This window comes from Pseudomonas sp. FG36 (assembly GCF_057809275.1).
In genome coordinates, this window is record NZ_JBMDJQ010000042.1 from 1 (window position 1) to 24,575 (window position 24,575).

Below are 24,575 nucleotides of genomic sequence, written 5' to 3' on the forward strand. Positions count from 1 at the left end.
AAATCAGAAATCAGAAATCAGAAATCAGAAATCAGAAATCAGGCAGGCAAAACCGGTTCAGGCATCCCCAACCGCCGCGCCACATACAAATCAATCAGATACCGCGCAATCGACCGCCCCGCCGGCAAAGGCGGCAACTCATGCACATTGAACCACTGCGCATCCTCGATCTCATCCGCCTGCATGACAATCTCCCCCCCAGCGTACTCAGCATGAAACCCGAGCATCATCGAATGCGGAAACGGCCAGCACTGGCTCCCCACGTACTGGATGTTCTTCACCTCGACCGCCACCTCCTCCCGCACCTCGCGCACCAGGCAGTCCTCGGCCGACTCCCCCGGCTCGGCGAACCCGGCCAGGGTGCTGTAGACCCCGGTGACAAAGCGTGGCGAACGGGCCAAAAGCACCTCGTCGCCACGAGTAATCAACACGATCATGCTCGGTGAAATCCGCGGATAGCTGCGCAAATCGCATGGCTGGCAGTACATCGCCCGCTCCCAGTGGATCTGCGTCATCGGCTGGCCACAGCTGCCGCAGAACCGGTGCTCGCGCGCCCAGGTACCGATCTGCGAGGCGTAACCGAGCACCTTGTACGTATCGAAGTCGCCTTCGAGCATGAACCGCCGCAGCCCCTGCCAGCCGCAACCCGATACTTCGCTGGCACTGCGCAGCTCCAGCAGGAACACCGGCTCGCCGTCCAGGTGACCGATGCCATGCTCGCACAACACGTCCAGGTCCTGGCGCTTGAGCCAGTCACGGGGGAACAGCGCGCCGTTGGCGTCCATCAGGAACCCGTCCGGGCTGCGGGCGACGGCCAGCCCCCCGGTGGTCTGCGGGTCGAGTACTGCGGTTGTCCAACGTGCTGACATGGTTCGGGTCCCTAGATGGCGCCCGCCACTGTCAGTCAGTCGGCGAACGTCGGTTGCTGTTTGCTCATGTGGGCGGCCATGGCCACGCGCAGGTCTTCGGACTGCAGCATGGCGGCGTTCCAGGTGGCGATGTACTCCAGGCCATCGTCGATGCGATGGTCGCGCATGTAGCTGATCATCTCCTTGGTGCCGGCCACGGCGATCGGTGATTTTGCGGCAATCTCGCGGGCAATGGCAAAGACCCCGTCGAGCAGCGCCGCCTGGTCATCATAGACGCGGTTGACCAGGCCGATGCGCAGCGCTTCCTGGGCATCGACCATACGGCCGGTGTAGGCCAGCTCACGCATGATGCCGTCACCGATGATACGCGGCAAACGTTGCAGGGTGCCGACATCGGCGGCCATGCCCATGTCGATCTCCTTGATCGAGAACTGCGCGTCGCTGGCGCAGTAGCGCATGTCGCAGGCCGAGACCAGGTCGATGGCGCCACCGATGCAGTAGCCCTGGATCGCCGCCAGCACCGGCTTGCGGCAGTTGTCCACGGCGTTGAACGAACCCTGCAGGCGCAAGATGGTGCGGCGCATCACCCTGGCGTTGCGGCCAACATCCTTGCCCAGCTGCTGGGCCAATGCGGCCAGCATCATCAGATCGATGCCGGAGGAGAAATGCTTGCCGGCGCCGCTGATGACCACCACCCGCACCGCGTCGGTGTCGTCGATCCACTGGAAGATCTGGACCAGCTCCTCCCAGAAGGCGGCGTTCATCGCGTTGATCTTTTCCGGGCGGTTGATCTGCACGTGGGCGATGTTGTCGGTCAGTTCGACCTTGAACGCGGTGTATTCGGTCACGGACGGCACTCCTGTGGGGAAAGGATTCACAACGGCGGATCTTAGCGCACCCGCAAGGCGGTGCATGTGCCAAAAGCCGGACTGGACAACTTGCACCCTGACGCACGATCCGGCACCGTGCGCCACTGCTGAATCAAAAGGATACAAATTCATGTCCCGTTCCCTGACCGGCGCCCTCGCCCACAGCTTCCTGGGCCAGTCGCCGCGTTGGTACAAGGCCGTCATCTGCCTGTTCCTGCTGCTCAATCCCTTGCTGCTGGCGACCCTCGGCCCGGTGGTCACCGGCTGGGTGCTGGTGATCCAGTTCATCTTCACCTTAGGCATGGCACTCAAGTGCTACCCGCTGATGCCCGGCGGCCTGCTGCTGGTCGAGGCGCTGCTGCTGCGCCTGACCACACCCGAAGCTCTGTACGAGGAGTTGCAGCACAACTTCCCGGTGATCCTGCTGCTGATGTTCATGGTCGCCGGCATCCATTTCATGAAGGAGCTGCTGCTGTTCCTGTTCTCGCGGATCCTGCTCGGCGTGCGCTCCAAGGCGGTGCTGAGCCTGCTGTTTTGCGTGTTGTCGGCGTTCCTCTCGGCGTTCCTCGATGCCCTGACCGTGACCGCTGTGATCATCAGCGCCGCGGTCGGCTTCTATGCCGTCTACCACCGGGTCGCCTCGGGCGCCAATCCGCGGGAGGAGTCGGCGCTGGACAGCGACCATCAGGTCGAACAATTGCACCGCGAAGACCTCGAGCAGTTCCGCGCATTCCTGCGCAGCCTGCTGATGCATGGCGCGGTGGGCACCGCGCTGGGCGGCGTCTGCACCTTGGTGGGCGAACCGCAGAATCTGCTGATCGGCCATGAAATGGGTTGGCACTTCGCCGACTTCTTCCGCAAGGTCGCGCCGGTGTCGATGCCGGTGCTGGCGGCGGGCCTGGTGACCTGCGTACTGCTGGAGAAACTGCGGCTGTTCGGCTACGGCACGCTGATGCCCGAGCGCGTGCGCCAGGTGCTGGCCACCTACGCCGCCGAGGACGATGCCGCGCGCACCCAGGCACAACGGGTGGCGCTGGTGGTACAGGGCCTGGCCGCACTGATCCTGATCGTCTGCCTGGGGCTGCACATCGCCGAGGTGGGCCTGATCGGCCTGCTGGTCATCGTGTTGATCACCGTCTTCACCGGCATCACCGACGAGCATCGCCTGGGCCGTGCGTTCCAGGACGCCATGCCGTTCACCTCGCTGCTGGTGGTGTTCTTCGCCGTGGTCGCGGTGATCCACCAGCAGCAACTGTTCAGCCCGCTGATCGCCTGGGTGCTGGCGCTGCCCAGCGAGCAGCAGCCGGGCATGCTGTACCTGGCCAACGGACTGCTGTCGGCGATCAGCGACAACGTGTTCGTCGCCACCATCTACATCACCGAGGTCAAGCAGGCGTTCGTCAATGGCGCAATGAGCCGCGAGCACTTCGAGACCCTGGCGGTGGCGATCAACACCGGCACCAACCTGCCCAGCGTGGCCACGCCCAATGGCCAGGCAGCGTTCCTGTTCCTGCTGACCTCGGCGATCGCACCGCTGATTCGCCTGTCGTATGGGCGCATGGTGTGGATGGCGCTGCCCTATACCGTGGTCATGGGCGGCCTGGGCTGGTGGGCGGTGACCTACTGGCTGTAAACGGACCATCTGTAGGAGCGGCTTCAGCCGCGATCACCCGCAAAGCGGGTGCCAGATACCGTGGTGCCTGCATCGCGGCTGAAGCCGCTCCTACAGATGACCGCGTATCCCGCACCTGCTTTCCCTCCTCCCGTGCCCTCCATCTGTCGAACCCTGACTATCGTTCAGCACTGCTGTCGATTCTCGCCACCCCCGTTCGACTATCCAGCACACCCACGAGGAGGTTCACCCCATGCGCAAGCTCATCGTCGCCGCCTTCGTCACCCTCGACGGCGTCATGCAGGCCCCCGGCGGGCCGGAGGAAGACACCAGCGGCGGCTTCACCTTTGGTGGCTGGATCCCGCCCCTGGCCGACGAGGCCTTCGGCCAGGCCATGCAGACCTTGTTCAGCCAACCGTTCGAACTGCTGCTGGGGCGACGCACCTACGATATCTTCGCCGGGTTCTGGCCAAAGGTCGGGCCCGAGGCGCCGGACCGGCCCTTGGCCGACCTGTTCAATGGCGTGGCCAAGCATGTCGCCACGCACCATCCCGAATCCATCGACTGGCAAAACAGTCACCCGTTGGGCGCTGACGTGCCGGGCGCTGTCCGCGCCCTCAAACAACAGGATGGCCCGGCGCTGCTGACCCAAGGCAGCGGCGAACTGGTACGCCAACTGCTGGCGGCCGGCCTGGTGGATGAACTGCGGTTGCTGATCCATCCCTTGCTGCTTGGGCGTGGCAAGCGCCTGTTCGGTGACGATGCCCAGGCCGCAGCCTTCACACTGGTGGAGTCGAGCAGCACGCCCAAGGGCGTATTGCTCGCCCACTACGTGCGCAGCGGCGAGGTGCGGACGGGATCGTTCTGAACCCAGTCAGTCGAGCAGGCGGGCGATGGCACTGGCGAAGCCTTGCGGGTCTTCGAGCATCATCAGGTGCCCCACCCGCGGCAACACCGTGAAGCTGGCCGCCTGTTCCTCGGCCCATGGCGGCACGTCCCAGCCAGCCCGAGAATGCTCGCCGGCAAACAGATGCACGGGCTTAGTGGCGAACAACCGGCGCAAACCCTCCAGATAACCTGGCACGCCGGTCACCGTCACCACTGAACGCGCCATGGCCTGCAATGTACTCGCCGGTTGATGGGCCAACCACTGACCAGCCAGCGTCAGGCGTGCGGCATTGGCCATGATGCCGGAGCGTGCCAGCCAGGCGCCGGCGTCGGCACGATAGCCTTGAAGCATGGCCTCTGCCTCGGCAGAGGCCATGCGCGCCACCGAGGCCGACCAGAACGCATCCTTCAGGGTGAAGTTACCTTCGACGCTGATCACGCTCGCCACATTGGCCGGGTAGCGCTGGGCAAACAGCATCGCAACCACTCCGCCCACGGAATGGCCGAGCAGATGCACACAAGGCAGATTATGAGCCTCCAGGCTCCGTCGCAGGTGCTCGACCTGGGCGTCGATGTCGATCAGCGTCGACGGCGTGTCGTCCAGGCGACCATAGCCGAGCAGGTCCGGGGCGATCACCCGCCTTGGACCCAGGACGTGATGAAACGCTGGATGGTCCAGGCAGCCGATCAGGCCATTGATCATTACCACGGGCGTATCCATTGCCTGCCTCACCAGAGTGTTCGCGGGAAAGGCGCAGCATGCTGCCTGTCAGGTCGGTTGAAAAGCGCTATCCCATTGCGCCGCGCCAATCACCGTTTGCCTCGGCGCCCTTGTTATCATCCAGGCTCAACCGGGAGGGAACCCATGCTCGACATACGCCGCGCCAGCCGTCACGACGCGCTGCAAACCTACGACATTCGCCGCCAGGCGATCCTGTGGCAGTGCACCCAAGCCTACGATGCCGCCCTGGCCCAGGCCTGGGCCGACGTACCGTTCACCGAAGGCTATGCGGCCCTGGTCGCCGAGCATTTCCACCTCGCCTGCATGGGCGACACGATCGTCGCCACCGGCATGCTCGACCTGCATAGCGGTGAACTGGGCGCTCTATTTGTGCTGCCGGCGTTCATGGGCCGTGGCATCGCCCGGGCGATGGTCGAACACCTCGAAGGCATCGCCAGGGCCGAAGGTCTGGAGGCGGTCAACCTGGACTCGACCTTGAACGCAGCGGCGTTCTATCGCCGCTGCGGCTACACCGGCGATGCGATGTCGGTCTACCAATCCCCATTCGGCCTCGAACTGTCCTGCATCCCCATGCGCAAGGTACTGGTCGGGGTATAAGATCAGGGCCCCCTGCGCCCCGGAGACTCGCCCCATGCTGCCCACCGCCACCTCCCAGCACAGTGCCCGTCGGGTCCGCTTGCAGGCCCTGCGCGGGCGGGTCGGCCTTGGGTTGGTGGCCGGATTGTCGGTGCTGGCCGGCATGACTGACGCCATCGGCCTGCTGGCGCTGGGCGACTTCGTGTCGTTCATGAGCGGCAACACCACGCGCCTGGCGGTGGCCATCAGCCAGGCGGACTTTTCGCTGATGCTGCGACTGGCCCTGGCGATCCTCAGTTTCGTGCTGGGCAATACCCTGGGCGTATTGCTGGCCCGCCGCTTGCGCCGCCGCGCCGCGCCCTTGCTGCTGATCGTCGCCAGCCTGCTGGCGTTTGCCGCGGCCTGGCCTGCGGCCACCACATTCCCTGCACTGATCGCGGCCACCCTGGCCATGGGCATGCTCAATGCCGTGGTCGAACAGGTGAACGGCCTGCCGATCGGCCTGACCTACGTCACCGGCGCGCTGTCGCGTTTCGGCCGTGGCCTGGGGCGTTGGTTGCTGGGTGAGCGGCGCCATGGCTGGCGGGTACAGTTGGTGCCCTGGAGCGGCATGCTGCTAGGTGCCGCGCTCGGGGCTTGGCTGCAGCAACGGCTGGGCTTGCAAGCGCTGGCGGCCAGTTGCGCCCTGGCCTGCGTGCTGGCGCTGGTGACGCTGTTCATTCCGCGAGCCTGGCAACTGGGCTACATGCCGCGCTGAGGGCCTCGAACGTGCGTTGAACAGCAGGCGCGCGGGCGTCGATAGTCACTATCGAGCACAGCGATTTCCATCGTGCCACCGTGGTCAATAACCTGGGTTCATCGATCCGACAGCCCCACGGAATCATCCCGATGAACACCACCGCCCGCCTCCTCCTCGCCGCCCTGGCCATCGCCGTGCTGAGCGGTTGCGCCAGCCATCCTGAGCTACGCCCCTACAGCGCCGAGGAAACCCGTCAGCTGCAACTCGAGGCACTGCAACGCCAGGGCCTGAGCCAGGAAGAGTACGAACGGCGCAAACTGGCCGTGGTGCGCGCCGATCAACAGCAAGCCGTGACCGACGCTGCCAGGGCCAAGACCGCGATCAGCGGTTGACCTCGACCTCCTCCAGGAACGCCAGCAGGTGCTCGTTGAACGACACCGGCGCTTCCTCCATGACGAAATGCCCGCAACCCGGCAGGATCACACCGCGCACCGAATCGGCATGCCCCTCCAGCGTTCGCAGCGGCGCGTCGCCCGTGGCGTGCTCGGCACCGATCGCCAGCACCGGCATGGGCAGCGGACGCCTGGCACGCTCGCGGTTCTGCCTGATGGTCTCGGGGATCGCCCGGTAATAGGCGAAGCCCGCCCGCATCCCGCCCGGCGAGGCGTAGGCACGGATATAGACATCCGCCGCCACCGCATGCCGATGGATCGCCCAACGGTCGAACATGAAGTTGAGGTAGCCCTCCTCGCGCCCGGCGATCAGGAACTCCGGCAGATCGCGCACCTGGTTGAACAGGAAGTGCCAGAGGAAGATGTTGTCCTGCGGCGCCACGAAGATCGACGGCGCCTCGGCAAGCCCAGGGATCACCGCTTCGGCCACTGTCAGCGAACGCACCGCCTGTGGTCGATCACTGGCCAGGGCATAAGCCACCCACATGCCCACATCGTGACCGACCAGGTGATAGCGCTCATGCCCCAGCTGGCTCATCGCAGCATGCAGCACGCCGGCAACGTTACCGGTGTCGTAGCCTTCCTCGGGGCGGTCCGAGTCCCCCAGGCCCGGCGGGTCGATGGCGATGGCACGGAACCCGCGCGCGGCCAGGATCGGCAGCACATGGCGCCAGGCGTACCAGGTCTGTGGCCAGCCCGGCACCAGCAGCACCGGTTCGCCGGCACCGGCCACGACACAGTGGATGCGCTGTCCCTGCACCTGCACATAGACATGCTCGAAGGCGTCAACCAAAGACTCGGCGGCCAGGTTCATACCCGAGCCCCCGTGTCGATGCCCAGCATGCGCTGGATCTGATGGGCGTCGATCGGTGCGCCGGCGAAATCGTCGAACACCTGGTCCGTGACCCGGATGATGTGGCGGTTGATGAACTCGACGCCTTCACGGGCGCCGTCCTCCTGATGCTTCAGGCAGCATTCCCATTCCAGGGTTGCCCACCCCGCGAAGTCGTACTGCGCCAGCCGCGAGAAGATGGCCTTGAAGTCCACTTGCCCGTCACCCAGCGATCGGAAGCGCCCGGCACGTTCGGTCCAGTCGCTGTAGCCGCCATACACGCCCTGCCGACCGCTCGGATTGAACTCGGCGTCCTTGACGTGAAACATGCGGATCAATGGGTGATAGAGATCCAGATAGGCCAGGTAGTCGAGTTGCTGCAGCACGAAATGGCTGGGGTCGAAGAGGATGCGACAGCGCACGTGCTCCCCCACCAGGGCATGGAAACGCTCGAAGCTGGTGCCGTCGTGCAGGTCCTCGGCAGGGTGGATCTCGAAGCACAGGTTGACGCCCTGTTCGTCACAGCAGTCGAGTATCGGCCGCCAGCGCCGCGCCAGCTCTTCGAAGGCAGCCTCGACCAGGCCCTGGGGACGCTGCGGGAACGGGAACAGGTAGGGCCAGGCCAGCGCGCCGGAAAAGGTCCCCATGTCTTCCAGGCCCAGGTTGCGGCTGGCCCGAGCCGCCAGTGTCATCTGCTCGGTCGCCCAGGCGGTGCGTTCTGCCGGCCGCCCAGCCAGCGCGGCCGGGGCGAAGGCGTCGCACATCGAGTCGTAGGCCGGATGGACCGCGACCAGTTGGCCGATCATGTGGGTGGTCAGCTCGCTGACCTGCAAGCCGCGCTCGGCCAGTCGCCCCTTGATTTCATCGCAGTACCCCTTGCTTTGCGCGGCCAGTTCCAGGTCGAACAACCGGGCGTCCCAGGCCGGGATCTGCAGCCCCTTGAAGCCCAACCGCCCCGCCCAGTCGGCAATGCTGTCCAGGCTGTCGAACGGCGCCGTGTCGCTGCTGAACTGCGCGAGGTGAAGGCTGGGGCCTTTGAGTGTTCGCATGATGTCATCTCATTGTTTGTTGATCGACAAACAATAGGATCGAATGGCGCTGCCCGTCAATCGCAAATTGGCTAGAATGCGCGTTCCACGTAATCAGGCAGGCGAGCGATGGCAGGGCGACCTCGGGAATTCGACAAGCAACAGGCGCTGCGCAAGGCGATGCGGCTGTTCTGGGAACATGGCTACGAGGGCACTTCGATGTCGGCCCTGGTATCCACCCTGGGCATCGCCTCCGCGCGCATCTACGCGGCCTTTGGCAGCAAGCAGCAGCTGTTCGAGGAGGCCGTGGCCCTGTACGAATCGGCCGAGGGCGGTTTCGCCGACCGCGCCCTGGCCCTGCCGGACATCCACCAAGCCATGGCGCAGATGCTCGAGGCCGCCATCAGCACCTACACCCGCGTCGACGAACCCCGCGGCTGCCTGGTGGTCAGCGCCGCCAGCGGCGTGGCGCCGGATAACCTGGGGGTCCAGCAATGGTTGGCCGGCCACCGTCGGCAGCGTACCGAGTCGATCATCAGCCGCCTGCGCGAAGCCCGTGACCAGGGGCAGTTGCCAGCCGAGACGCAGGTCGAGGCTCTCGGTCACTTCTATGCCACCTTCCTCCACGGCATCTCCGTGCAAGCCCGCGATGGCGTGCCGGGCGAGGACCTGCGCGGCGCCAGCCGCCAGGCATTGGCCCTGCTTCCAAACAGGCAGCCTTGACCTTATCGCCGCCCCGGCAAAGCTGTTAGCCTTGCCCTGTTCAGGTCACCACGGACAGCCCATGGCCAACCACAAGATCGAAATCCGCCGGCGCAATGTCGAAAAGATCCTGCAAGCCGCCGAGCAGGTGTTCGCCGACAAGGGCTACGCCGCCACCTCCATGGGCGATATCGCCGAACGGGCGCAGTTGCCGCGCTCCAACCTGCACTACTACTTCAGCACCAAGGACGACCTGTACCGCGCCGTGCTGCAGGACCTGCTGGATGTCTGGAAGCAGGATGCCCTGTGCTTCGAGCACTTCGACGACCCGCGGGTGGTACTGACCAGCTACATCCGCGCCAAGATGGGCCACTCGCGCTCGCGGCCGCTGGGCTCGAAGATCTGGGCCGAGGAGATTCTCCACGGCGCCCCGCTGCTGAGCCCCAGCCTGGACGAGATCCTGGTGCCCTGGGCGCAGCTCAAGCAGGCGAAGATCCGCAGCTGGGTCGAGGACGGACGCATCCTGCCGGTGGAGCCATCGGCGCTGCTGTACATGATCTGGGCGGCGACCCAGCACTACGCCGACTTCGGTTTCCAGGTCACCCTGCTCAATGACGGTGAGCCGCTGTCGGACATGGCGTTCGAGCAAGCGGTGCAGACGGTGACCGGCGTCATCCTGCGCGGCATCGGCCTGGAGCCCTGAGCGGCGCCCTCAGCGCCCGAGGTGCTCGCACAAGAAATCGATGAACACCCGGGTCTTGTGCGGCACATGGCTGCTGTTCGGGTACACCACGCTGATCGGCTGCCTGGGCAGGCTGTAGTCCGGCAGTACCCGCCGCAGGGTGCCGTCGGCCAGGTCCTGCTCGACCAGCCAGGCCGGCAGCACCGCTACGCCCAGGGCGGCGCAGGCCATCGCCCGGATGGCGTGGGACGCATTGGACTGGTAGGCCGCCCGGCCGACGACGCTTGCACTCCCCGCCTGCGCGCTGTGCAAGGTCCAGGCGGTCGGGCTCTGCAGGTTGCTGTTGGCAATCCAGGGTGTGTCCGTCAGTTCCTCGGGCCGTTCGATGGCATGGCGAACAAGAAAGGCCGGAGCAGCCACCAACACAATGTCGTACTCGGCCAACTGGCGACTGCGCAGGTTCGAATCCGGCAACGCGCCAAGACGCACCACCAGGTCAAGCCGTTCGGCAATCAGGTCGCTCAGCGACGAGTCGGTATCGTAGCTGAGCGACAACGCCGGGTAGCGCTCGGCGAACAGCGGGATCAGCGGCAGGATGAAGCGCTCGCCGTACTCCCCGGTGGTGCTGATGCGCAGCTTGCCCGATAGGCCGTTGTGCCGGCGCAGTACATTGGCGAAGGCGCCTTCGACATCGCTGACGATCACTTTGAAATCTTCATAGAAACTTTGGCCGGTTTCGGTCGGGGCGATAGCACGGGTGCTGCGCGCCAGCAGCGTCACCCCCAGGGCCTGTTCCAGCGCCTTGACGTGCTGGCTGGCCATGGCTTTGCTGATGCCGAGAAAGTCCGCCGCCTTGGTGAAGGAGCCGAAGTCGACCACTGCCAGAAACGTCTGCACCCGGTTGAGCTGGGTGTGGAGGGTCGTACGCAGCATTGTTCATTTCCATCAAACAGAGTTTCAAGGGTAGCGACATCGACAGGGCCAGTCCACGCACCTAGTCTGCGCCCCGAAAAGGAGTGGCAATGACGTACCGGTATCGCGTGGCAACGATCTTCCTGATGGGTTTTTTCATCGACTGCATCAACCTGTTCATGCCGACCGTGGCGTTGCCACGGATCGCCGCCGAGTTCGCCATTGGCAATGCCAGCAGCGCCTGGGTTGGCAATGCCTATATGCTCGGGCTGACCCTGGCCGTGCCGGTGAGCACCTGGCTGGCCAACCGCTGGGGCGCGCGGCGGCTGTTGAGCGCCGCCATGCTGGCGTTCAGCGTGGCGGTGTGGGGCTGCGGCGAGGCGCAGAGCTTTGCCGCGTTGATTGCCTGGCGCCTGGTCCAGGGCATGGCCGGTGGCTTGCTGATCCCCGTGGGGCAGGCGCTGACCTTCGAACGCTTCCAGGGCCCGGAGCGCGCCCGTGTGTCCACCCTGGTGATGGCCGTTGCGCTGCTGGCACCGGCACTGTCACCCACCCTTGGCGGGTTGATCGTCGACCATGGCCGCTGGCCGTGGGTCTTCCACAGCAACATTCCGCTGGCCCTGCTGACGGCGGCGCTGGCCTGGGCCTGGCTTGACCAGGCACCGGGCCCGACAGCGCCACGCCCGGACTTCAAGGGATTGCTGCTGGTCAGCGCCGCCCTCGCCTGCCTGCTGCTGGGCCTGTCGTTATATGGCGCCGGGCATGGTGCCCTGCTGGCCATCGCCTGCCTGCTGGCGGGTGTGTCCTGCGCCCTGGTGTACCGCGCCCACTATCAGCGCGCGGCGGCAGGCATCGTCGAACTGAAGCTGCTCGCCAGCCCGCGCCTGCGAGTCTCGATGCAGGTCTACCACGCGATCCCCGGCGTGTTCACCGGGGTCAACCTGCTGAACATCTTCTATCTGCAGGATGTGCTGCAACTGAGCGCCCAGGCCACCGGCCTGTTCATGCTGCTCTACGCCGCCGGGGCCTTCGCCGCCATGTTGCTGGCCGGCCGCCTGTACAACCGCGTCGGTGCCGCCCGCCTGTTGCTGCTCGGCATGCTCCTGCACAGCCTGGGTATCTGCCTGCTGGTCATGGTCGACGCCCCGACAGACAACGCCGTACTGATGGCGGCCTACGGCCTCATGGGCGTCGGTGGCGGCATCGGTGCCAACACCGCCCAGACCACCGCGCTGCTCGACTTCAGCGGCGAGCGGATGCAGCAGGCCAGCGTCCTGTGGAACCTCAATCGACAGATGGCCTTCAGCATCGGCGCCGCCTTGCTGCTGATGATCTTCAACCTGTTGCTGGTGGGCCTGAGCACGCCGGACGCCTATCACCTGACCTTCAGCCTGGCCGCGTTGCTGGGGCTGGCGCCACTGATGACACTGCACACACTACCCCCGGAGAACCCTCGCCATGCCTGACCACGCGATTGCCCGCGCCGAGCGCAGCATTCATCACGTCCATGAGCTGATCCACAGAATCTTCACCCGCCCAGCGGTCGAGACCCAGGCAGTGCTCGGCGGGCTGATGGCGGTGTTCGCCGATGATTTCAGCATGGTCGGCACGGCGGGCACGGTGGTGACCCGCGCACAGGTGGAGCAACTGTTCAGCCGGGCGGCCGGCGCACGGCCAGGGCTGGAGATCGTCGTCAGCGACGTCCAGGTGGTATGGCAGGCCGGGGTGAACGTAGCAGTGCGCTACAAGGAAACCCATCGGTTACAAGGTGGGGTGCAGGCACGCTGGTCGCTGGCACTGCTGGAGTGCAGCAACCGCGGCGTGGTGTGGCGCTGCCTGCACGAGACCGCAATCAGCTGACGCGGAGCTCGAGCAGGCGTCACCGCTACCGAGGCGTGTTTATCGCCCTCCTCCTCAACCCGCCTCGCGATAGGGGTTGCGCGGGTCCTGCGTCCAGTTCATGTACGGCTTGCCGGTGTCCTGCGCCTGCATGTCGATGCAACCTTCCACCGGGCAGGTGATCTGGCACAGGTTGCAGCCCACGCACTCGGCCTCGATCACACTGTAGGCGTGGGTGCCGTCGGCCTTCAGGGTGCTGGCGATGGCCTGGTGCGAGGTGTCCTCGCAGGCAATGTGGCAGCGCCCGCAGCCGATGCAGGCGTCCTGGTCGATCTGCGCCACCGACTTGTAGTTGATATCCAGGTACTTCCAGTCGGTGGTATGCCCCACGGCCTGGCCACGAAACGCCTCGAGGCTGCGGTGCCCATGCTGGTCCATCCAGCGCGCCAGGCCATCCTGCATGTCTTCGACGATGCGAAAGCCATGCAGCATCGCTGCGGTGCACACCTGCACCGCGCCGCTGCCCAGGGCGATGAACTCGGCGGCGTCGCGCCAGGTGCCGATACCGCCGATGCCGCAGATCGGCAGGCCACGGGTCTCGGGGTCGCGCGCGATCTCGGCGACCATGTTCAGGGCGATCGGCTTGACCGCCGACCCGCAGTAGCCGCCATGGGTGCTCTGGTCGCCGACGATGGGGTGGGCGACCATGCGGTCCAGATCGACACTGGTGATCGAGTTGATGGTGTTGATCAGCGACACCGCGTCCGCCCCGCCCCGGTGCGCGGCGCGCGCCGACTGGCGGATGTCGGTGATGTTGGGGGTAAGCTTGACGATTACCGGCAGCGTGCAATGGGTCTTGCACCAGCGGGTGACCATTTCCACATACTCGGGCACCTGGCCCACGGCGGCGCCCATGCCACGCTCGGGCATGCCGTGAGGGCAGCCGAAGTTGAGTTCGATGCCGTCGGCGCCGGTGGCTTCCACCAGCGGCAGGATGAACTTCCAGGATTCTTCGACGCACGGCACCATCAGCGACACGATCAACGCACGGTCGGGCCAGTCCTTCTTCACCTGGGTGATCTCGCGCAGGTTGATCTCCAGCGAGCGGTCGGTGATCAGCTCGATATTGTTGATGCCCTGCACCTGGCGGTTGGCGCCGTAATGCGCCGAGTAGCGCGACGACACGTTGACCGCCGCCGGGTCCTCGCCGAGGGTCTTCCACACCACCCCGCCCCAGCCGGCCTCGAAGGCGCGGACCACGTTATAGGCCTTGTCGGTAGGGGGCGCGGAGGCCAACCAGAATGGATTGGGTGCCTTGATGCCGGCGAATACGATGGACAAGTCGGCCATTTACGCAGCCTCCACGTTGAGCATGAGTTGGGCATGGATGGCTTCGGCGGCCAGCTTGCCATGTTGCACGGCCTGGACGGTGAGGTCCTGGCCCAGCGCGGTGCAGTCGCCGCCGGCATAGATGCCCGGGACGGAGGTGCGCATCTGCGCGTCCACCTGGATGCGCTCGCCGTCGCGGGCCAGTTGCGCCGCCAGCGGATCGCCGAGGCTTTGCTCATCGAAGCGCTGGCCGATGGCCTTGAAGATCGCGTCGGCGGCCAGCTCGAAGGTTTCGCCGGTATCGCCCAGGCGTCCGTCGATCAATTGCGTGCGCGCGAAGCGCATGCCGCGCACGCGCCCGGCATCATCCAGCAGCACGGCATCTGGCCGGGCCCAGGTGTGCAGGCGTACCTGGTTGTGCTTGGCAATTTCCTGCTCATGGCCGGTGGCGCCCATGTCGGCTTCGCCCCGGCGGTACACCAGGTTGACGTCGCGGGCGCCCAGGCGGCTCATCTGCACGGCCATGTCGATGGCGGTGTTGCCAGCGCCGAGCACCAGGCAGCGGTCAGCCAGCGGCAGCTGGGTGAGGTCGTCAGCCTGGCGCAGTTCACGGATATAGTCGGTGGCGGCAAGCAAGCCCGGCGCGTCTTCGTCCGCCAGGCCCAACTGGCGCACGGCCCCCAGGCCCAGGCCGAGGAACACCGCGTCGTACTGGCCATGCAGCTCGGCCAATGACAGGTTGCCGCCCAGGCGCTGGCCATGGCGGATCTCGATTCCGCCGATGCCCAGCAGGAACTCCACTTCACGCTGGGCGTAGTCGTCCACCAGCTTGTAGCGGGCGATGCCGTACTCGTTGAGACCACCGGCCTTCTCCCGCGCCTCGAAGATCACCACGTCGTGGCCGTGCATGGCCAACCGGTGCGCGCACGACAACCCGGCAGGGCCGGCGCCGACCACGGCGATGCGCTTGCCGCTGGCCGGCGAACGCTGGAACGGATGCTCGGTGAAGTTTGCATGGTCCAGGGCGTAGCGCTGCAATTGGCCGATCAGCACCGGGGCGCACTCCTGGGCGTTGTTGCGCACGCAGGCTTGCTGGCAAAGGATCTCCGTGGGGCAAACCCGGGCACAGCTGCCTCCGAGGATGTTGGCCGAGAGAATGCGTTCGGCGGCGCCTTGCAGGTTCTCGTCGCTGATGCGGTGGATGAACGAGGGGATGTCGATTTCACTGGGGCACGCATTGACGCACGGCGCGTCGTAGCAGTACAGGCAGCGCGCGCTCTCGACTGCGGCCTGGCGGGCGGTGAGCGGGGGCGCGAGGTCGCTGAAGGCCTCGGCCAGCTGGTCGGCGCCGGCGCGGGGGCGCGGCAAGTGGTTCAGGGCATCGATCACGGTTGTAGCCTCTCTCGTTTTTATTGGAGGCGGCGGTGGTCAGGCGCCGGTCCGTTCTGGGGATGGAGATCTACCTTTGTTGTCGGGGGCGCGAAGCGCCCCTTTCGCCGGCAAGCCGGCTCCCACAGGGGGCTGCGGTACGTGTGTGGGAGCCGGCTTGCCGGCGAAAGGGCTGTGCGGCAGCCCCAACTGCTTCAGCGCTGAACCGGCGTCGGTTTCTGCCGTTCGGCACGCCGCTCCAGCACCTCGTACACCGACGGATAGGCCGGGCGCTCCACGTAACGCCCCGCGCCCGGCTCGGCACGCAGGTCGCCATCGGCCCAGAGCACCTTGCCCTGGCTGATGGTGTGGCTGGGGATGCCGCGCACGGTGCGGCCTTCGAAGATGTTGAAATCGACCCGCTGGTGGTGGGTCTGGGCGCTGATGGTGCGTCTGCCCTGCGGGTCCCACAGCACCAGGTCGGCATCGGCGCCGACACGGATCGCGCCCTTGCGCGGGAACAGGTTGAAGATCTTCGCGGTGTTGGTGGAGGTCAGCGCGACGAACTCGTGCATCGACAGGCGCCCGCTGTTCACCCCGGCGTCCCACAGCACCGCCATGCGGTCCTCGATGCCGGCGGTGCCATTGGGGATCCGGCTGAAGTCGTTGCGGCCCATGGCCTTCTGCTCGGCGCAGAAGCAGCAGTGGTCAGTGGCCGTGGTGTGCAGGTTGCCCGACTGCAGGCCACCCCACAGCGCCTCCTGGTGCTCGCGCGGGCGGAATGGCGGGCTCATCACATAGCCGGCGGCGGTGGCCCAGTCCGGATCACGGTAAACGCTGTCGTCGAGCAGCAGATGCCCCGGCAGCACCTCGCCGTACACCGGCTGGCCCTTGGCCCGGGCGTAGGTGATCTCGTCCAGCGCCTCGCGGCTGGAGACATGCACCAGATACAGCGGCGTGCCCAGGGTTTCGGCGATGCGGATGGCGCGGCTGGCGGCCTCCCCTTCGACCTGGGACGGACGCGACAGCGGGTGTGCCTCGGGGCCGGTCAGGCCCTGGGCGAGCAATTTTTGCTGCAGGTGATAGACCAGCTCGCCGTTTTCGGCGTGCACCGTGGGCACCGCGCCCAGTTGCAGGCAGCGTTCGAAGCTGGCCACCAGGGTGTCGTCGGCGGCCATGATCGCGTTCTTGTAGGCCATGAAGTGCTTGAAGCTGTTCACCCCATGCTGGGCGACCAGCTCGCCCATCTCCTCGGCGACCTGCTCGCTCCACCAGGTGATGGCGACGTGGAAGCCATAGTCGCTGGCACTCTTCTGCGCCCAGCCGCGCCAGGTGTGGAAGGCCTCGAGCAGCGACTGCTGCGGGTTGGGGATGACGAAGTCGATGATCGAGGTGGTGCCCCCGGCCAGGCCCGCGGCAGTGCCGCTGAAGAAGTCCTCGCTGGCCACCGTGCCCATGAACGGCAGCTGCATGTGGGTGTGCGGATCGATGCCGCCGGGCATCAGGTACTGGCCACTGCCGTCGAGGATATCGCAGTCGGTGGGGGCTTCGAGGTCTTTGCCGATGGCGCGGATCAGGCCATCGGCACACAGGACATCGGCGGGGTAGCTCTCTTCATGGGTAACCACGGTGGCGCCACGGATCAACAGGGACATGCCGTCTTCCTCGCAGGCTGACCGGTCTTCTGGCCGGTTCTTGGAATTGTGTTGGCCGGGCACTGGAGGTGATTTCATCAATCCTGTCAGGCCTGACAAGAATCGAGGCTAGTATCTGATCGGATATTGATCAAGAAAAAATATATGCAACCATTAAAAACACTAAATCATTGATTTTTAATAATTTATTTCACTGGTAACCAAAAAGTTACACCCCCTCACCATTTTGACGCACTTGACAGGAAGCCAAATTGGTCAAGATTTTCTACGCAAAATCAGGTGTTTGTTTCCTGGCTGGATGGCGCAGGCCGCGCCGGTGGTTTTCCAGGTTGCACCCGTTTGAATCACGCGGGTGATGGACCGGCCAGACAGACGGCATGCGCGGGCGCTCCCGCTTCGCCTGCCGTGCTGATGAATGCCTTTGCAGGTCAGTGAGTTACCTCCGGTCGGCGGCGGCCCGCCGGGAAGGCGCGGGCTTTCCCGGCACGTTTGTTGAAAACGCAGGCCACAACCGCCTGGCCGGGCCGGAGGTGCAGTACTGGTGGTGTGTGTACTCCGGCCATCGCGTCAGCCCGATGAGCGACAACTACAAGAAAAAAGACCTGGAGAACCCCATGCAACAGAGCAGATCACAAGTGGTCGAGCAGCATGGCCTGTACGAGCTCGACGCCGGCAGCGACGTCCTCGACAGCCCCCGCTACAACCACGACATCGCCCCGACCAAGGTGCACCAGCGCACCTGGAACAAGTGGCACATCACCGCGTTGTGGGTGGGCATGTCCATTTGCGTGCCCACCTACACCCTCGGCGGCGTGCTCACCGCCTACTTCGGCCTGAGTGTCGGCGAGGCGCTGCTGGCGATCCTGCTGGCCAACCTCATCGTGCTCATCCCGCTGACCCTCAACGCCTTCCCCGGCACCAAGTACGGCATCCCGTTCCCGGTGCTGCTGCGCGCTTCGTTCGGCGTTTTCGGCTCCAACGTGCCATGCCTGATCCGCGCCGTGGTGGCCTGCGGCTGGTTCGGCATCCAGACGATGTTCGGCGGGCTGGCCATCCACCTGTTCCTGGGTTCGCTGTTCCCCGAGTGGAAGGCACTGGGCGGCACTGGCGAGGTGATCGGCTTCATGCTGTTCTGGTCGCTGAACCTGTGGGTGGTGCTGCGCGGCGCCGAGTCGATCAAGTGGCTGGAGACGCTCTCGGCGCCCCTGCTGGTGGCGGTCGGTGTCGGCCTGTTGTTCTGGGCGCTGCCGCACATGTCGATGAGCGAGCTGCTGGCGCAGCCGCCCAAACGCCCCGAGGGCGCCAGCGTGGTCAGCTACTTCTGCGCCGGGCTCACCGCCATGGTCGGTTTCTGGGCCACGCTGTCGCTGAACATCCCCGATTTCAGCCGCTATGCGAAAAGCCAGAAGGACCAGATTCTCGGACAGATCTTCGGCCTGCCGCTGACCATGTTCCTGTTCGCCGCCCTGGGCGTGATCATGACCGCCGCCTCCGCCTCGCTGGTGGGCCAGACGGTGTCCGACCCGGTGAGCCTGATCGGCCATATCCAGAGCCCCGGCTGGGTGGCCCTGGCCATGGCGCTGATCATCATCGCGACGCTGTCGACCAACACCGCGGCCAACATCGTCTCGCCCACCAACGACTTCCAGAACATCGCCCCGCGCCTGATCGGGCGCAGCCGCGCGGTCTGGCTGACCGGCTTCATCGGCCTGGCGCTGATGGGCCACGAGCTGCTCAAGAAGCTTGGCTGGATTGTCTCCGACCTGAGCCTGGAGAGCGTGTACTCCAACTGGCTGCTGGGCTATTCCAGCCTGCTCGGACCGATCGCCGGGATCATGGTGGTGGACTACTTCCTGGTCCGCCGCCAGCAGCTGGACCTCGCCGGGCTGTACCGCGACGACGTGTATCCGGCGTGGAACTGGGCCGGGTTCATCGCCTTCGGCGTGCCGGTGGCGCTGACCGTGATGGCCATCGGCAACAGCAGTTTCAGCTGGTTCTACGACTACGGCTGGTTCACCGGTTCGCTGCTCGGCGGCGGGCTCTACTACGCCCTCGGCGGCATCGCGGTGCGCGGCCCGGCGCGGCTGGCCAAGCCGATGCCCTGAGGCGCCGCATCGCGGGGCAAGCCCGCTCCCACGTGATGGTAAAAATAACAGCCTGAGGAGACACCCCATGACCACCCCCGCCAAGGAAATCCTGCAATCCAGCCAACGCCACATCGACAGTAACCGCCTGTGGCAATCGCTGATGGAGCTGGCCCGCCTCGGCGCCACGCCCAAGGGCGGCGTATGCCGCCTGGCGCTGACCGATCTCGATCGCCAGGCTCGCGACTTGTTCGTGCAGTGGTGCGAAGCAGCCGGTTGCACGGTGAGCATCGACGCGGTCGGCAACATCTTCGCCCGCCGCCCCGGGCGCAACGCCAAGCTGCCGCCAGTGATGACCGGCAGCCATATCGACACCCAGCCCACCGGCGGCAAGTTCGACGGCTGCTTCGGCGTGATGGCCGGGCTGGAGGTGATCCGCACCCTCAATGATCTCGGCGTGGAAACCGAAGCGCCGCTGGAGGTGGTGGTGTGGACCAACGAGGAAGGCTCGCGCTTCGCCCCGTGCATGATGGGTTCGGGGGTGTTCGCCAACAAGTTCACCCTCGAGCAGACCCTGGCCAAGCGCGACGCCCAGGGCGTGAGCGTCGGCGAGGCATTGAACGCCATCGGCTACGCCGGCAGCCGCGCCGTGTCCGGCCACCCGGTCGGCGCCTACTTCGAGGCGCATATCGAACAGGGCCCGATCCTCGAAGACCAACACAAGACCATCGGCGTGGTGCTCGGCGCCCTCGGCCAGAAGTGGTTCGACCTGACCCTGCGCGGCGTCGAGGCCCACGCCGGCCCCACCCCGATGCACCTGCGCAAGGACGCCCTGGTCGGTGCCGCCGCCGTGGTCGAGGCGGTCAACCGCACCGCCCTCGCCCACCAGCCCCATGCCTGCGGCACCGTCGGTTGCCTGCAGGCCTACCCCGGCTCGCGCAACGTGATCCCCGGCGAAGTGCGCATGACCCTGGACTTCCGTCACCTGGAAGGCCAGCGACTGGAGTCGATGATCGCCGAGGTGCGCCAGGTGATCGAGGCCACCACGGCCAAGCACGGGCTGGAATACGACCTGGTGCCCACCGCCGACTTCCCGGCCCTGTACTTCGACAAAGGCTGCGTCGAAGCGGTGCGTGATTCGGCGCGCAACCTGGGCCTGGCGCACATGGACATCGTCAGCGGTGCCGGGCACGACGCAATCTTCCTCGCCGAGCTGGGCCCGGCCGGGATGATCTTCGTGCCGTGCGAGGGCGGGATCAGTCACAACGAAATCGAGAACGCCGCCCCCGAGGACCTCGCGGCCGGCTGCGCGGTGCTGCTGCGGGCGATGCTGGCGGCTTCGGAGGCGATTGCCAGCGGGCGGTTGGCGGCGTAGCGGTGATCTCCGGGAAGTAACCCAGCCCTTGGGGTGGGCAAGCATCACCTGAGTGGGAGCGGCCGTGCGCCGCTCTCGCAAGGCCACCACCGACGGCAAATCACGGCAGCCCCTTCCCGACAGACGGCTTATCGCTATATATTCCGCACCATAACGATAATCCCTCAGGAGCCGTCTTCATGCGTATTCGCTTGCCCTATCTGGCCGCCAGCACCCTCGCCAGCCTGATCTGCCTCAACAGTGCCTGGGCCGATGAAGTCCAGGTCGCCGTCGCGGCCAACTTCACAGCGCCCATCCAGGCCATCGCCAAGGATTTCGAGAAGGACACCGGCCACAAGCTGGTCGCTGCCTACGGCGCCACCGGCCAGTTCTACGCACAGATCAAGAACGGCGCGCCATTCGAGGTATTCCTCGCCGCCGACGACAGCACCCCGGCCAAGCTGGAACAGGAAAAGGAAATCGTTGCAGGCTCGCGCTTCACCTATGCCATCGGCACCCTGGCGCTGTGGTCGGCCAAGCCAGGCTATGTCGACGCCAAGGGTGATGTGCTGAAGAAGAACGAGTACAAGCACCTGTCCATCGCCAACCCCAAGGCCGCGCCCTATGGCCTGGCAGCCACCCAGGTGCTGGACAAGCTGAAGCTGACCGAAGCGACCAAGGCCAAGATCGTCGAGGGCCAGAACATCACCCAGGCCTTCCAGTTCGTCTCCACCGGCAATGCCGAGCTGGGCTTCGTCGCGCTGTCGCAGATCTACAAGGACGGCAAGGTCAGCGAAGGCTCGGCCTGGATCGTGCCCGCCGAGCTGCATGACCCGATCCGCCAGGATGCGGTGATCCTCAACAAAGGCAAGGACAATCCGGCCGCCAAGGCCCTGGTCGATTACCTCAAGGGCCCGAAGGCCGCCGCGGTGATCAAGTCCTACGGCTATGAGCTCTGATGCCCCTCGACGCCAGTGACCTGGGTGCCATCTGGCTGACCATCAAGCTGGCCAGCCTCACCACCGCCATCCTCCTGGTGCTGGGCACGCCCATCGCCTGGTGGCTGGCGCGCACCCGCTCCTGGTTGCGCGGGCCGATCGGCGCGGTGGTGGCCCTGCCCCTGGTGCTGCCGCCGACGGTAATCGGCTTCTACCTGCTGCTGGCCCTTGGTCCCCATGGCTGGATCGGCCAGACCACCCAGGCCCTCGGCCTGGGCAGCGTGGTGTTCAGCTTCACCGGGCTGGTGATCGGCTCGGTGGTATATTCGATGCCCTTCGTGGTGCAGCCACTGCAGAACGCCTTCGGCGCCATCGGCCAGCGCCCCCTGGAAGTGGCCGCGACGCTGCGCGCCAGCCCATGGGACACCTTCGTCCACGTGGTGCTGCCCCTGGCTCGCCCCGGTTTCATTACCGCCAGCATCCTCGGCTTCGCCCATACCGTCGGCGAGTTCGGCGTGGTGCTGATGATCGGTGGCAACATTCCCGACAAGACCCGCGTGGTCTCGGTGCAGATCTTCGATCACGTCGAGGCCATGGAATACAGCCAGGCCCACTGGCTGGCCGGGGCCATGCTGGTGTTCTCGTTCCTGGTGCTGCTGATGCTCTATGCCGGCCGCCGTGGCAAGGCAGGCTGGAGCTGAAATGAGCGCATCGATACAGGCGCGCCTGAAACTGGCGCGTGACGACTTCACCCTGGACGTCGACCTTGACCTGCCCGGTCGCGGCATCAGCGCCCTGTTCGGCCACTCCGGCTCAGGCAAGACCTCCTGCCTGCGCTGCCTGGCCGGCCTGGAACGGGCCGCCAGCGCCTACATCGAAATCAATGGCGAGGTGTGGGAAGACAGCGCCCGCGGGCACTTCATCCCCCCGCACCGGCGCCCGGTCGGCTACGTGTTCCAGGAGGCCAGCCTGTTCCCGCACCTGTCGGTGCAAGGCAACCTGGAGTTCGGCTGGCGCCGCATTGCCCCCCAGGCCCGCAAGATCAGCCAGGAGCAGGCCTGCCAGTTGCTGGGCATCGGCCACCTGCTGGCGCGCAAGCCGGCAACCCTGTCCGGCGGCGAGGCACAACGGGTCGGCATCGCCCGAGCCTTGCTCAGCAGCCCGCGACTGTTGCTGATGGACGAGCCCTTGGCTGCGCTCGACAGCGCGCGCAAGCGTGAAATCCTCCCGTACCTGGAACGCCTGCACGACGAGCTGGATATCCCGCTGATCTACGTCAGCCATGCCCAGGACGAAGTGGCGCGCCTGGCCGACCACCTGGTCCTGCTCGAACAGGGCAAGGCGGTGGCCAGCGGGCCGATCGGCCAGACCCTGGCCCGCCTGGACCTGCCGTTGGCCCAGGGCGAGGATGCCGGGGTGGTGCTCGAAGGCGTGGTGGTGGGCCACGACCCGCATTATGAGCTGTTCGACCTGCGCCTGCCCGGCACGGAGGGGCAGCTGCTGCGGATCGCCCACCCCGCCTTGCAGGTGGGCAGTACCCTGCGCCTGAAGGTCCAGGCCCGGGACGTCAGCCTGGCATTGGCCGCCGACGGCGCGTCGAGCATTCTCAACCGCCTGCCGGTGCGGGTCCGCGAATGCCGCCCGGCGGACAACCCGGCCCATGTGCTGGTCAGCCTGGATGCCGCCGGCAGTGCGCTGCTGGCACGCGTCACACGCTATTCGGCGGACCAGCTCGACGTACGCCCGGGCCAATTGCTGTGGGCACAGATCAAGTCGGTGGCGCTGTTGGGCTGAGCAATGACGCGGCGGCTGCTGTCCATTGCAGCAAGAGTGCCCTTGATGGACTGCGCCGATGCCCGACTGCCCGTTGCCTGCCGCCCTGCATTATGTCGATGACAGCCAGCCCGGCCTGACCCGCCGGCGCTGGCGCGACCGCTTCCACTATTTCGACGCCGGCAACCAGCGGGTGCGCGATAAAGAGACCCTGGCGCGCATTGCCGCCCTGGTGATCCCGCCGGCGTACACCGACGTGTGGATCTGCGCCGACCCGCAAGGGCACCTGCAGGCCACCGGGCGCGACGCCCGGGGGCGCAAGCAGTACCGCTACCACACGCAATGGCGCGAGCTGCGCGACCAGCACAAGTACGCGCGCATGCTGGCCTTCGCCGAGGTGCTGCCGAGGCTGCGCAAACAACTGGACACGCACCTGGCCTGCCCCGGGCTTGGCCGGGAGAAGGTCATGGCGCTGGTGATCAGCCTGCTCGACACCACGCTGATCCGCATCGGCAACCGCCAGTACCTGCGCGACAACCGCTCCTACGGGCTGACCACCCTCGATACCCGCCATGTGCAGGTCAAGGGCAGCCGTATCCGCTTCCAGTTCCGCGGCAAGCGCGGCGTCGAACACAATGTCACCCTGACCGACCGGCGCCTGGCCGGCCTGGTCAAGCGCTGCATGGAACTGCCCGGCCAGAGCTTGTTCCAGTACCTGGACGAACAGGGGCAACGCCATGGCATCGGCTCGTCCGAGGTCAACCAGTTCCTCCAGCAACTGACCGGCGCCGACTTCACCGCCAAGGACTACCGCACCTGGGCCGGCAGCAGCCTGGCACTGAGCCTGCTCAGGCCGCAGGCCTGGGAGCCCGACAGCGAGGCGCGCCGGCAGGTCGCCGCCATCGTCCGCCAGGTGGCGACGCGCCTGGGCAACACACCGGCGGTGTGCCGACGCTGCTACATCCATCCCGCTGTGCTCGAGCACTTCCACCTTGGCCGGCTTTCGGCATTGCCCCGTGCACGTCCGCGCAAGGGCCTGGAAACCGAGGAAGTGGCATTGCTGCGTTTCCTGCAGTTGCTGGAGCGCCAAGACGATCATTGACGGTGACTATTTACTTCATCGAGCAGAGAAATTTCCCATATGGCGCCAAGCACCCTATCCTTGCCACCGAGCACCTTGCCGTGGGGTTGCCCCGCAGCCCTGCCGGCGCCTGCAACTAAAGATCGACAACAGAATTTGTCTGTCGGGGAATTACTATCCGCCGAAAGCGTCTTTAATGAGAAGGAAGAGGGACAGGCTCCCACCGCAGAGCACCTGGCTCGGCGGTTTTC

General features: G+C 65.9%; 24 protein-coding genes. 15 read left to right on the forward strand and 9 right to left on the reverse strand.

What is annotated here, in order from left to right:
- Window positions 1-38 precede the first annotated feature (38 nt).
- Window positions 39-869 carry an NAD(+) diphosphatase gene (gene nudC / locus ACODS9_RS23400; protein ID WP_489094871.1) on the reverse strand — a complete coding sequence of 277 codons (831 nt, stop codon included), beginning with the start codon at window positions 867-869 and terminating at the stop codon, window positions 39-41.
- A 35-nt stretch (window positions 870-904) separates the two neighbouring features.
- Window positions 905-1,717: a crotonase/enoyl-CoA hydratase family protein gene (locus ACODS9_RS23405; protein ID WP_046856187.1), complete on the reverse strand. Its 813-nt coding sequence runs from the start codon at window positions 1,715-1,717 to the stop codon at window positions 905-907.
- Window positions 1,718-1,868: 151 nt separating this feature from the next.
- On the opposite strand from ACODS9_RS23405, the gene nhaB reads away from it, so the two are divergent.
- Window positions 1,869-3,371 carry a sodium/proton antiporter NhaB gene (gene nhaB / locus ACODS9_RS23410; RefSeq protein ID WP_489094872.1) on the forward strand — a complete coding sequence of 501 codons (1,503 nt, stop codon included), beginning with the start codon at window positions 1,869-1,871 and terminating at the stop codon, window positions 3,369-3,371.
- A 232-nt stretch (window positions 3,372-3,603) separates the two neighbouring features.
- The gene (locus ACODS9_RS23415; protein WP_489094873.1) at window positions 3,604-4,218 is read left to right on the forward strand and encodes a dihydrofolate reductase family protein; all 615 of its coding nucleotides are present in this window, start codon (window positions 3,604-3,606) and stop codon (window positions 4,216-4,218) included.
- 6 nt (window positions 4,219-4,224) lie between these two features.
- On the opposite strand, the gene ACODS9_RS23420 is transcribed toward ACODS9_RS23415, so the two are convergent.
- A complete protein-coding gene (locus ACODS9_RS23420) occupies window positions 4,225-4,959 on the reverse strand; it encodes an alpha/beta fold hydrolase (protein WP_489094874.1) in 735 nt (244 codons plus the stop codon).
- Between the two features lie 144 nt (window positions 4,960-5,103).
- On the opposite strand from ACODS9_RS23420, the gene ACODS9_RS23425 reads away from it, so the two are divergent.
- The 3 genes from ACODS9_RS23425 (at window position 5,104) to ACODS9_RS23435 (ending at window position 6,687) form a co-directional block, all read left to right on the forward strand.
- On the forward strand, window positions 5,104-5,577 hold the full coding sequence (locus ACODS9_RS23425; RefSeq protein ID WP_489094875.1) for a GNAT family N-acetyltransferase: 474 nt from the start codon (window positions 5,104-5,106) through the stop codon (window positions 5,575-5,577).
- A 34-nt stretch (window positions 5,578-5,611) separates the two neighbouring features.
- On the forward strand, window positions 5,612-6,313 hold the full coding sequence (locus tag ACODS9_RS23430; protein ID WP_489094876.1) for a YoaK family protein: 702 nt from the start codon (window positions 5,612-5,614) through the stop codon (window positions 6,311-6,313).
- Window positions 6,314-6,444: 131 nt separating this feature from the next.
- Window positions 6,445-6,687, forward strand: coding sequence for a hypothetical protein (locus ACODS9_RS23435; RefSeq protein WP_367856469.1), 243 nt, complete (start codon window positions 6,445-6,447; stop codon window positions 6,685-6,687).
- On the opposite strand, the gene ACODS9_RS23440 is transcribed toward ACODS9_RS23435, so the two are convergent.
- A complete protein-coding gene (locus ACODS9_RS23440) occupies window positions 6,677-7,561 on the reverse strand; it encodes an alpha/beta fold hydrolase (protein WP_489094877.1) in 885 nt (294 codons plus the stop codon). The two genes, ACODS9_RS23435 and ACODS9_RS23440, sit on opposite strands and share 11 nt — an antisense overlap.
- On the reverse strand, window positions 7,558-8,628 hold the full coding sequence (locus ACODS9_RS23445; protein WP_367856471.1) for a sugar phosphate isomerase/epimerase family protein: 1,071 nt from the start codon (window positions 8,626-8,628) through the stop codon (window positions 7,558-7,560). Before ACODS9_RS23445 ends, ACODS9_RS23440 begins: the two co-directional genes overlap by 4 nt.
- A 108-nt stretch (window positions 8,629-8,736) precedes the next feature.
- On the opposite strand from ACODS9_RS23445, the gene ACODS9_RS23450 reads away from it, so the two are divergent.
- Both ACODS9_RS23450 and ACODS9_RS23455 read left to right on the forward strand, forming a co-directional pair.
- The gene (locus ACODS9_RS23450) at window positions 8,737-9,330 is read left to right on the forward strand and encodes a TetR/AcrR family transcriptional regulator (RefSeq protein ID WP_489094878.1); all 594 of its coding nucleotides are present in this window, start codon (window positions 8,737-8,739) and stop codon (window positions 9,328-9,330) included.
- Between the two features lie 61 nt (window positions 9,331-9,391).
- Window positions 9,392-10,012, forward strand: a complete 621-nt coding sequence (locus ACODS9_RS23455; RefSeq protein WP_023631488.1) for a TetR/AcrR family transcriptional regulator — start codon at window positions 9,392-9,394, stop codon at window positions 10,010-10,012.
- A 9-nt stretch (window positions 10,013-10,021) separates the two neighbouring features.
- Here the strand turns inward: ACODS9_RS23455 and ACODS9_RS23460 are convergent, their stop codons facing one another.
- On the reverse strand, window positions 10,022-10,924 hold the full coding sequence (locus ACODS9_RS23460; protein ID WP_489094879.1) for a LysR family transcriptional regulator: 903 nt from the start codon (window positions 10,922-10,924) through the stop codon (window positions 10,022-10,024).
- Between the two features lie 89 nt (window positions 10,925-11,013).
- Here ACODS9_RS23460 and ACODS9_RS23465 point away from each other — a divergent pair, with 89 nt between their 5' ends.
- Entirely contained in the window at window positions 11,014-12,369 is a 1,356-nt protein-coding gene (locus ACODS9_RS23465; RefSeq protein WP_489094880.1) for an MFS transporter, read from the forward strand.
- Window positions 12,362-12,763 (forward strand): DUF4440 domain-containing protein, encoded by a 402-nt coding sequence (locus ACODS9_RS23470; protein WP_401105984.1) that lies wholly within the window; start codon window positions 12,362-12,364, stop codon window positions 12,761-12,763. Before ACODS9_RS23465 ends, ACODS9_RS23470 begins: the two co-directional genes overlap by 8 nt.
- Before the next feature lie 54 nt (window positions 12,764-12,817).
- Here ACODS9_RS23470 and preA read toward each other — a convergent pair whose 3' ends face one another.
- The 3 genes from preA to hydA form a co-directional block, all read right to left on the reverse strand.
- The gene (preA, locus tag ACODS9_RS23475) at window positions 12,818-14,092 is read right to left on the reverse strand and encodes an NAD-dependent dihydropyrimidine dehydrogenase subunit PreA (RefSeq protein ID WP_401105983.1); all 1,275 of its coding nucleotides are present in this window, start codon (window positions 14,090-14,092) and stop codon (window positions 12,818-12,820) included.
- Window positions 14,093-15,460 carry an NAD(P)-dependent oxidoreductase gene (locus ACODS9_RS23480; protein ID WP_401105981.1) on the reverse strand — a complete coding sequence of 456 codons (1,368 nt, stop codon included), beginning with the start codon at window positions 15,458-15,460 and terminating at the stop codon, window positions 14,093-14,095.
- 194 nt (window positions 15,461-15,654) lie between these two features.
- Window positions 15,655-17,094, reverse strand: a complete 1,440-nt coding sequence (gene hydA, locus ACODS9_RS23485; protein WP_489094881.1) for a dihydropyrimidinase — start codon at window positions 17,092-17,094, stop codon at window positions 15,655-15,657.
- A gap of 614 nt (window positions 17,095-17,708) precedes the next feature.
- Between hydA and ACODS9_RS23490 the strand changes: the two genes are divergently transcribed.
- The 6 genes from ACODS9_RS23490 (at window position 17,709) to ACODS9_RS23515 (ending at window position 24,345) form a co-directional block, all read left to right on the forward strand.
- Window positions 17,709-19,199, forward strand: coding sequence for an NCS1 family nucleobase:cation symporter-1 (locus tag ACODS9_RS23490; RefSeq protein ID WP_489094895.1), 1,491 nt, complete (start codon window positions 17,709-17,711; stop codon window positions 19,197-19,199).
- A gap of 67 nt (window positions 19,200-19,266) precedes the next feature.
- Complete coding sequence (locus ACODS9_RS23495; RefSeq protein WP_489094882.1) at window positions 19,267-20,553, forward strand: Zn-dependent hydrolase; 1,287 nt, start codon at window positions 19,267-19,269, stop codon at window positions 20,551-20,553.
- A 179-nt stretch (window positions 20,554-20,732) separates the two neighbouring features.
- Complete coding sequence (modA, locus tag ACODS9_RS23500) at window positions 20,733-21,491, forward strand: molybdate ABC transporter substrate-binding protein (protein WP_110698472.1); 759 nt, start codon at window positions 20,733-20,735, stop codon at window positions 21,489-21,491.
- Entirely contained in the window at window positions 21,491-22,171 is a 681-nt protein-coding gene (modB, locus tag ACODS9_RS23505; protein ID WP_217866420.1) for a molybdate ABC transporter permease subunit, read from the forward strand. Before modA ends, modB begins: the two co-directional genes overlap by 1 nt.
- A gap of 1 nt (window position 22,172) precedes the next feature.
- Window positions 22,173-23,264, forward strand: coding sequence for a molybdenum ABC transporter ATP-binding protein (modC, locus tag ACODS9_RS23510; RefSeq protein WP_401105976.1), 1,092 nt, complete (start codon window positions 22,173-22,175; stop codon window positions 23,262-23,264).
- A 58-nt stretch (window positions 23,265-23,322) separates the two neighbouring features.
- Window positions 23,323-24,345: a DNA topoisomerase IB gene (locus ACODS9_RS23515; RefSeq protein WP_489094883.1), complete on the forward strand. Its 1,023-nt coding sequence runs from the start codon at window positions 23,323-23,325 to the stop codon at window positions 24,343-24,345.
- Window positions 24,346-24,575: the final 230 nt, after the last annotated feature.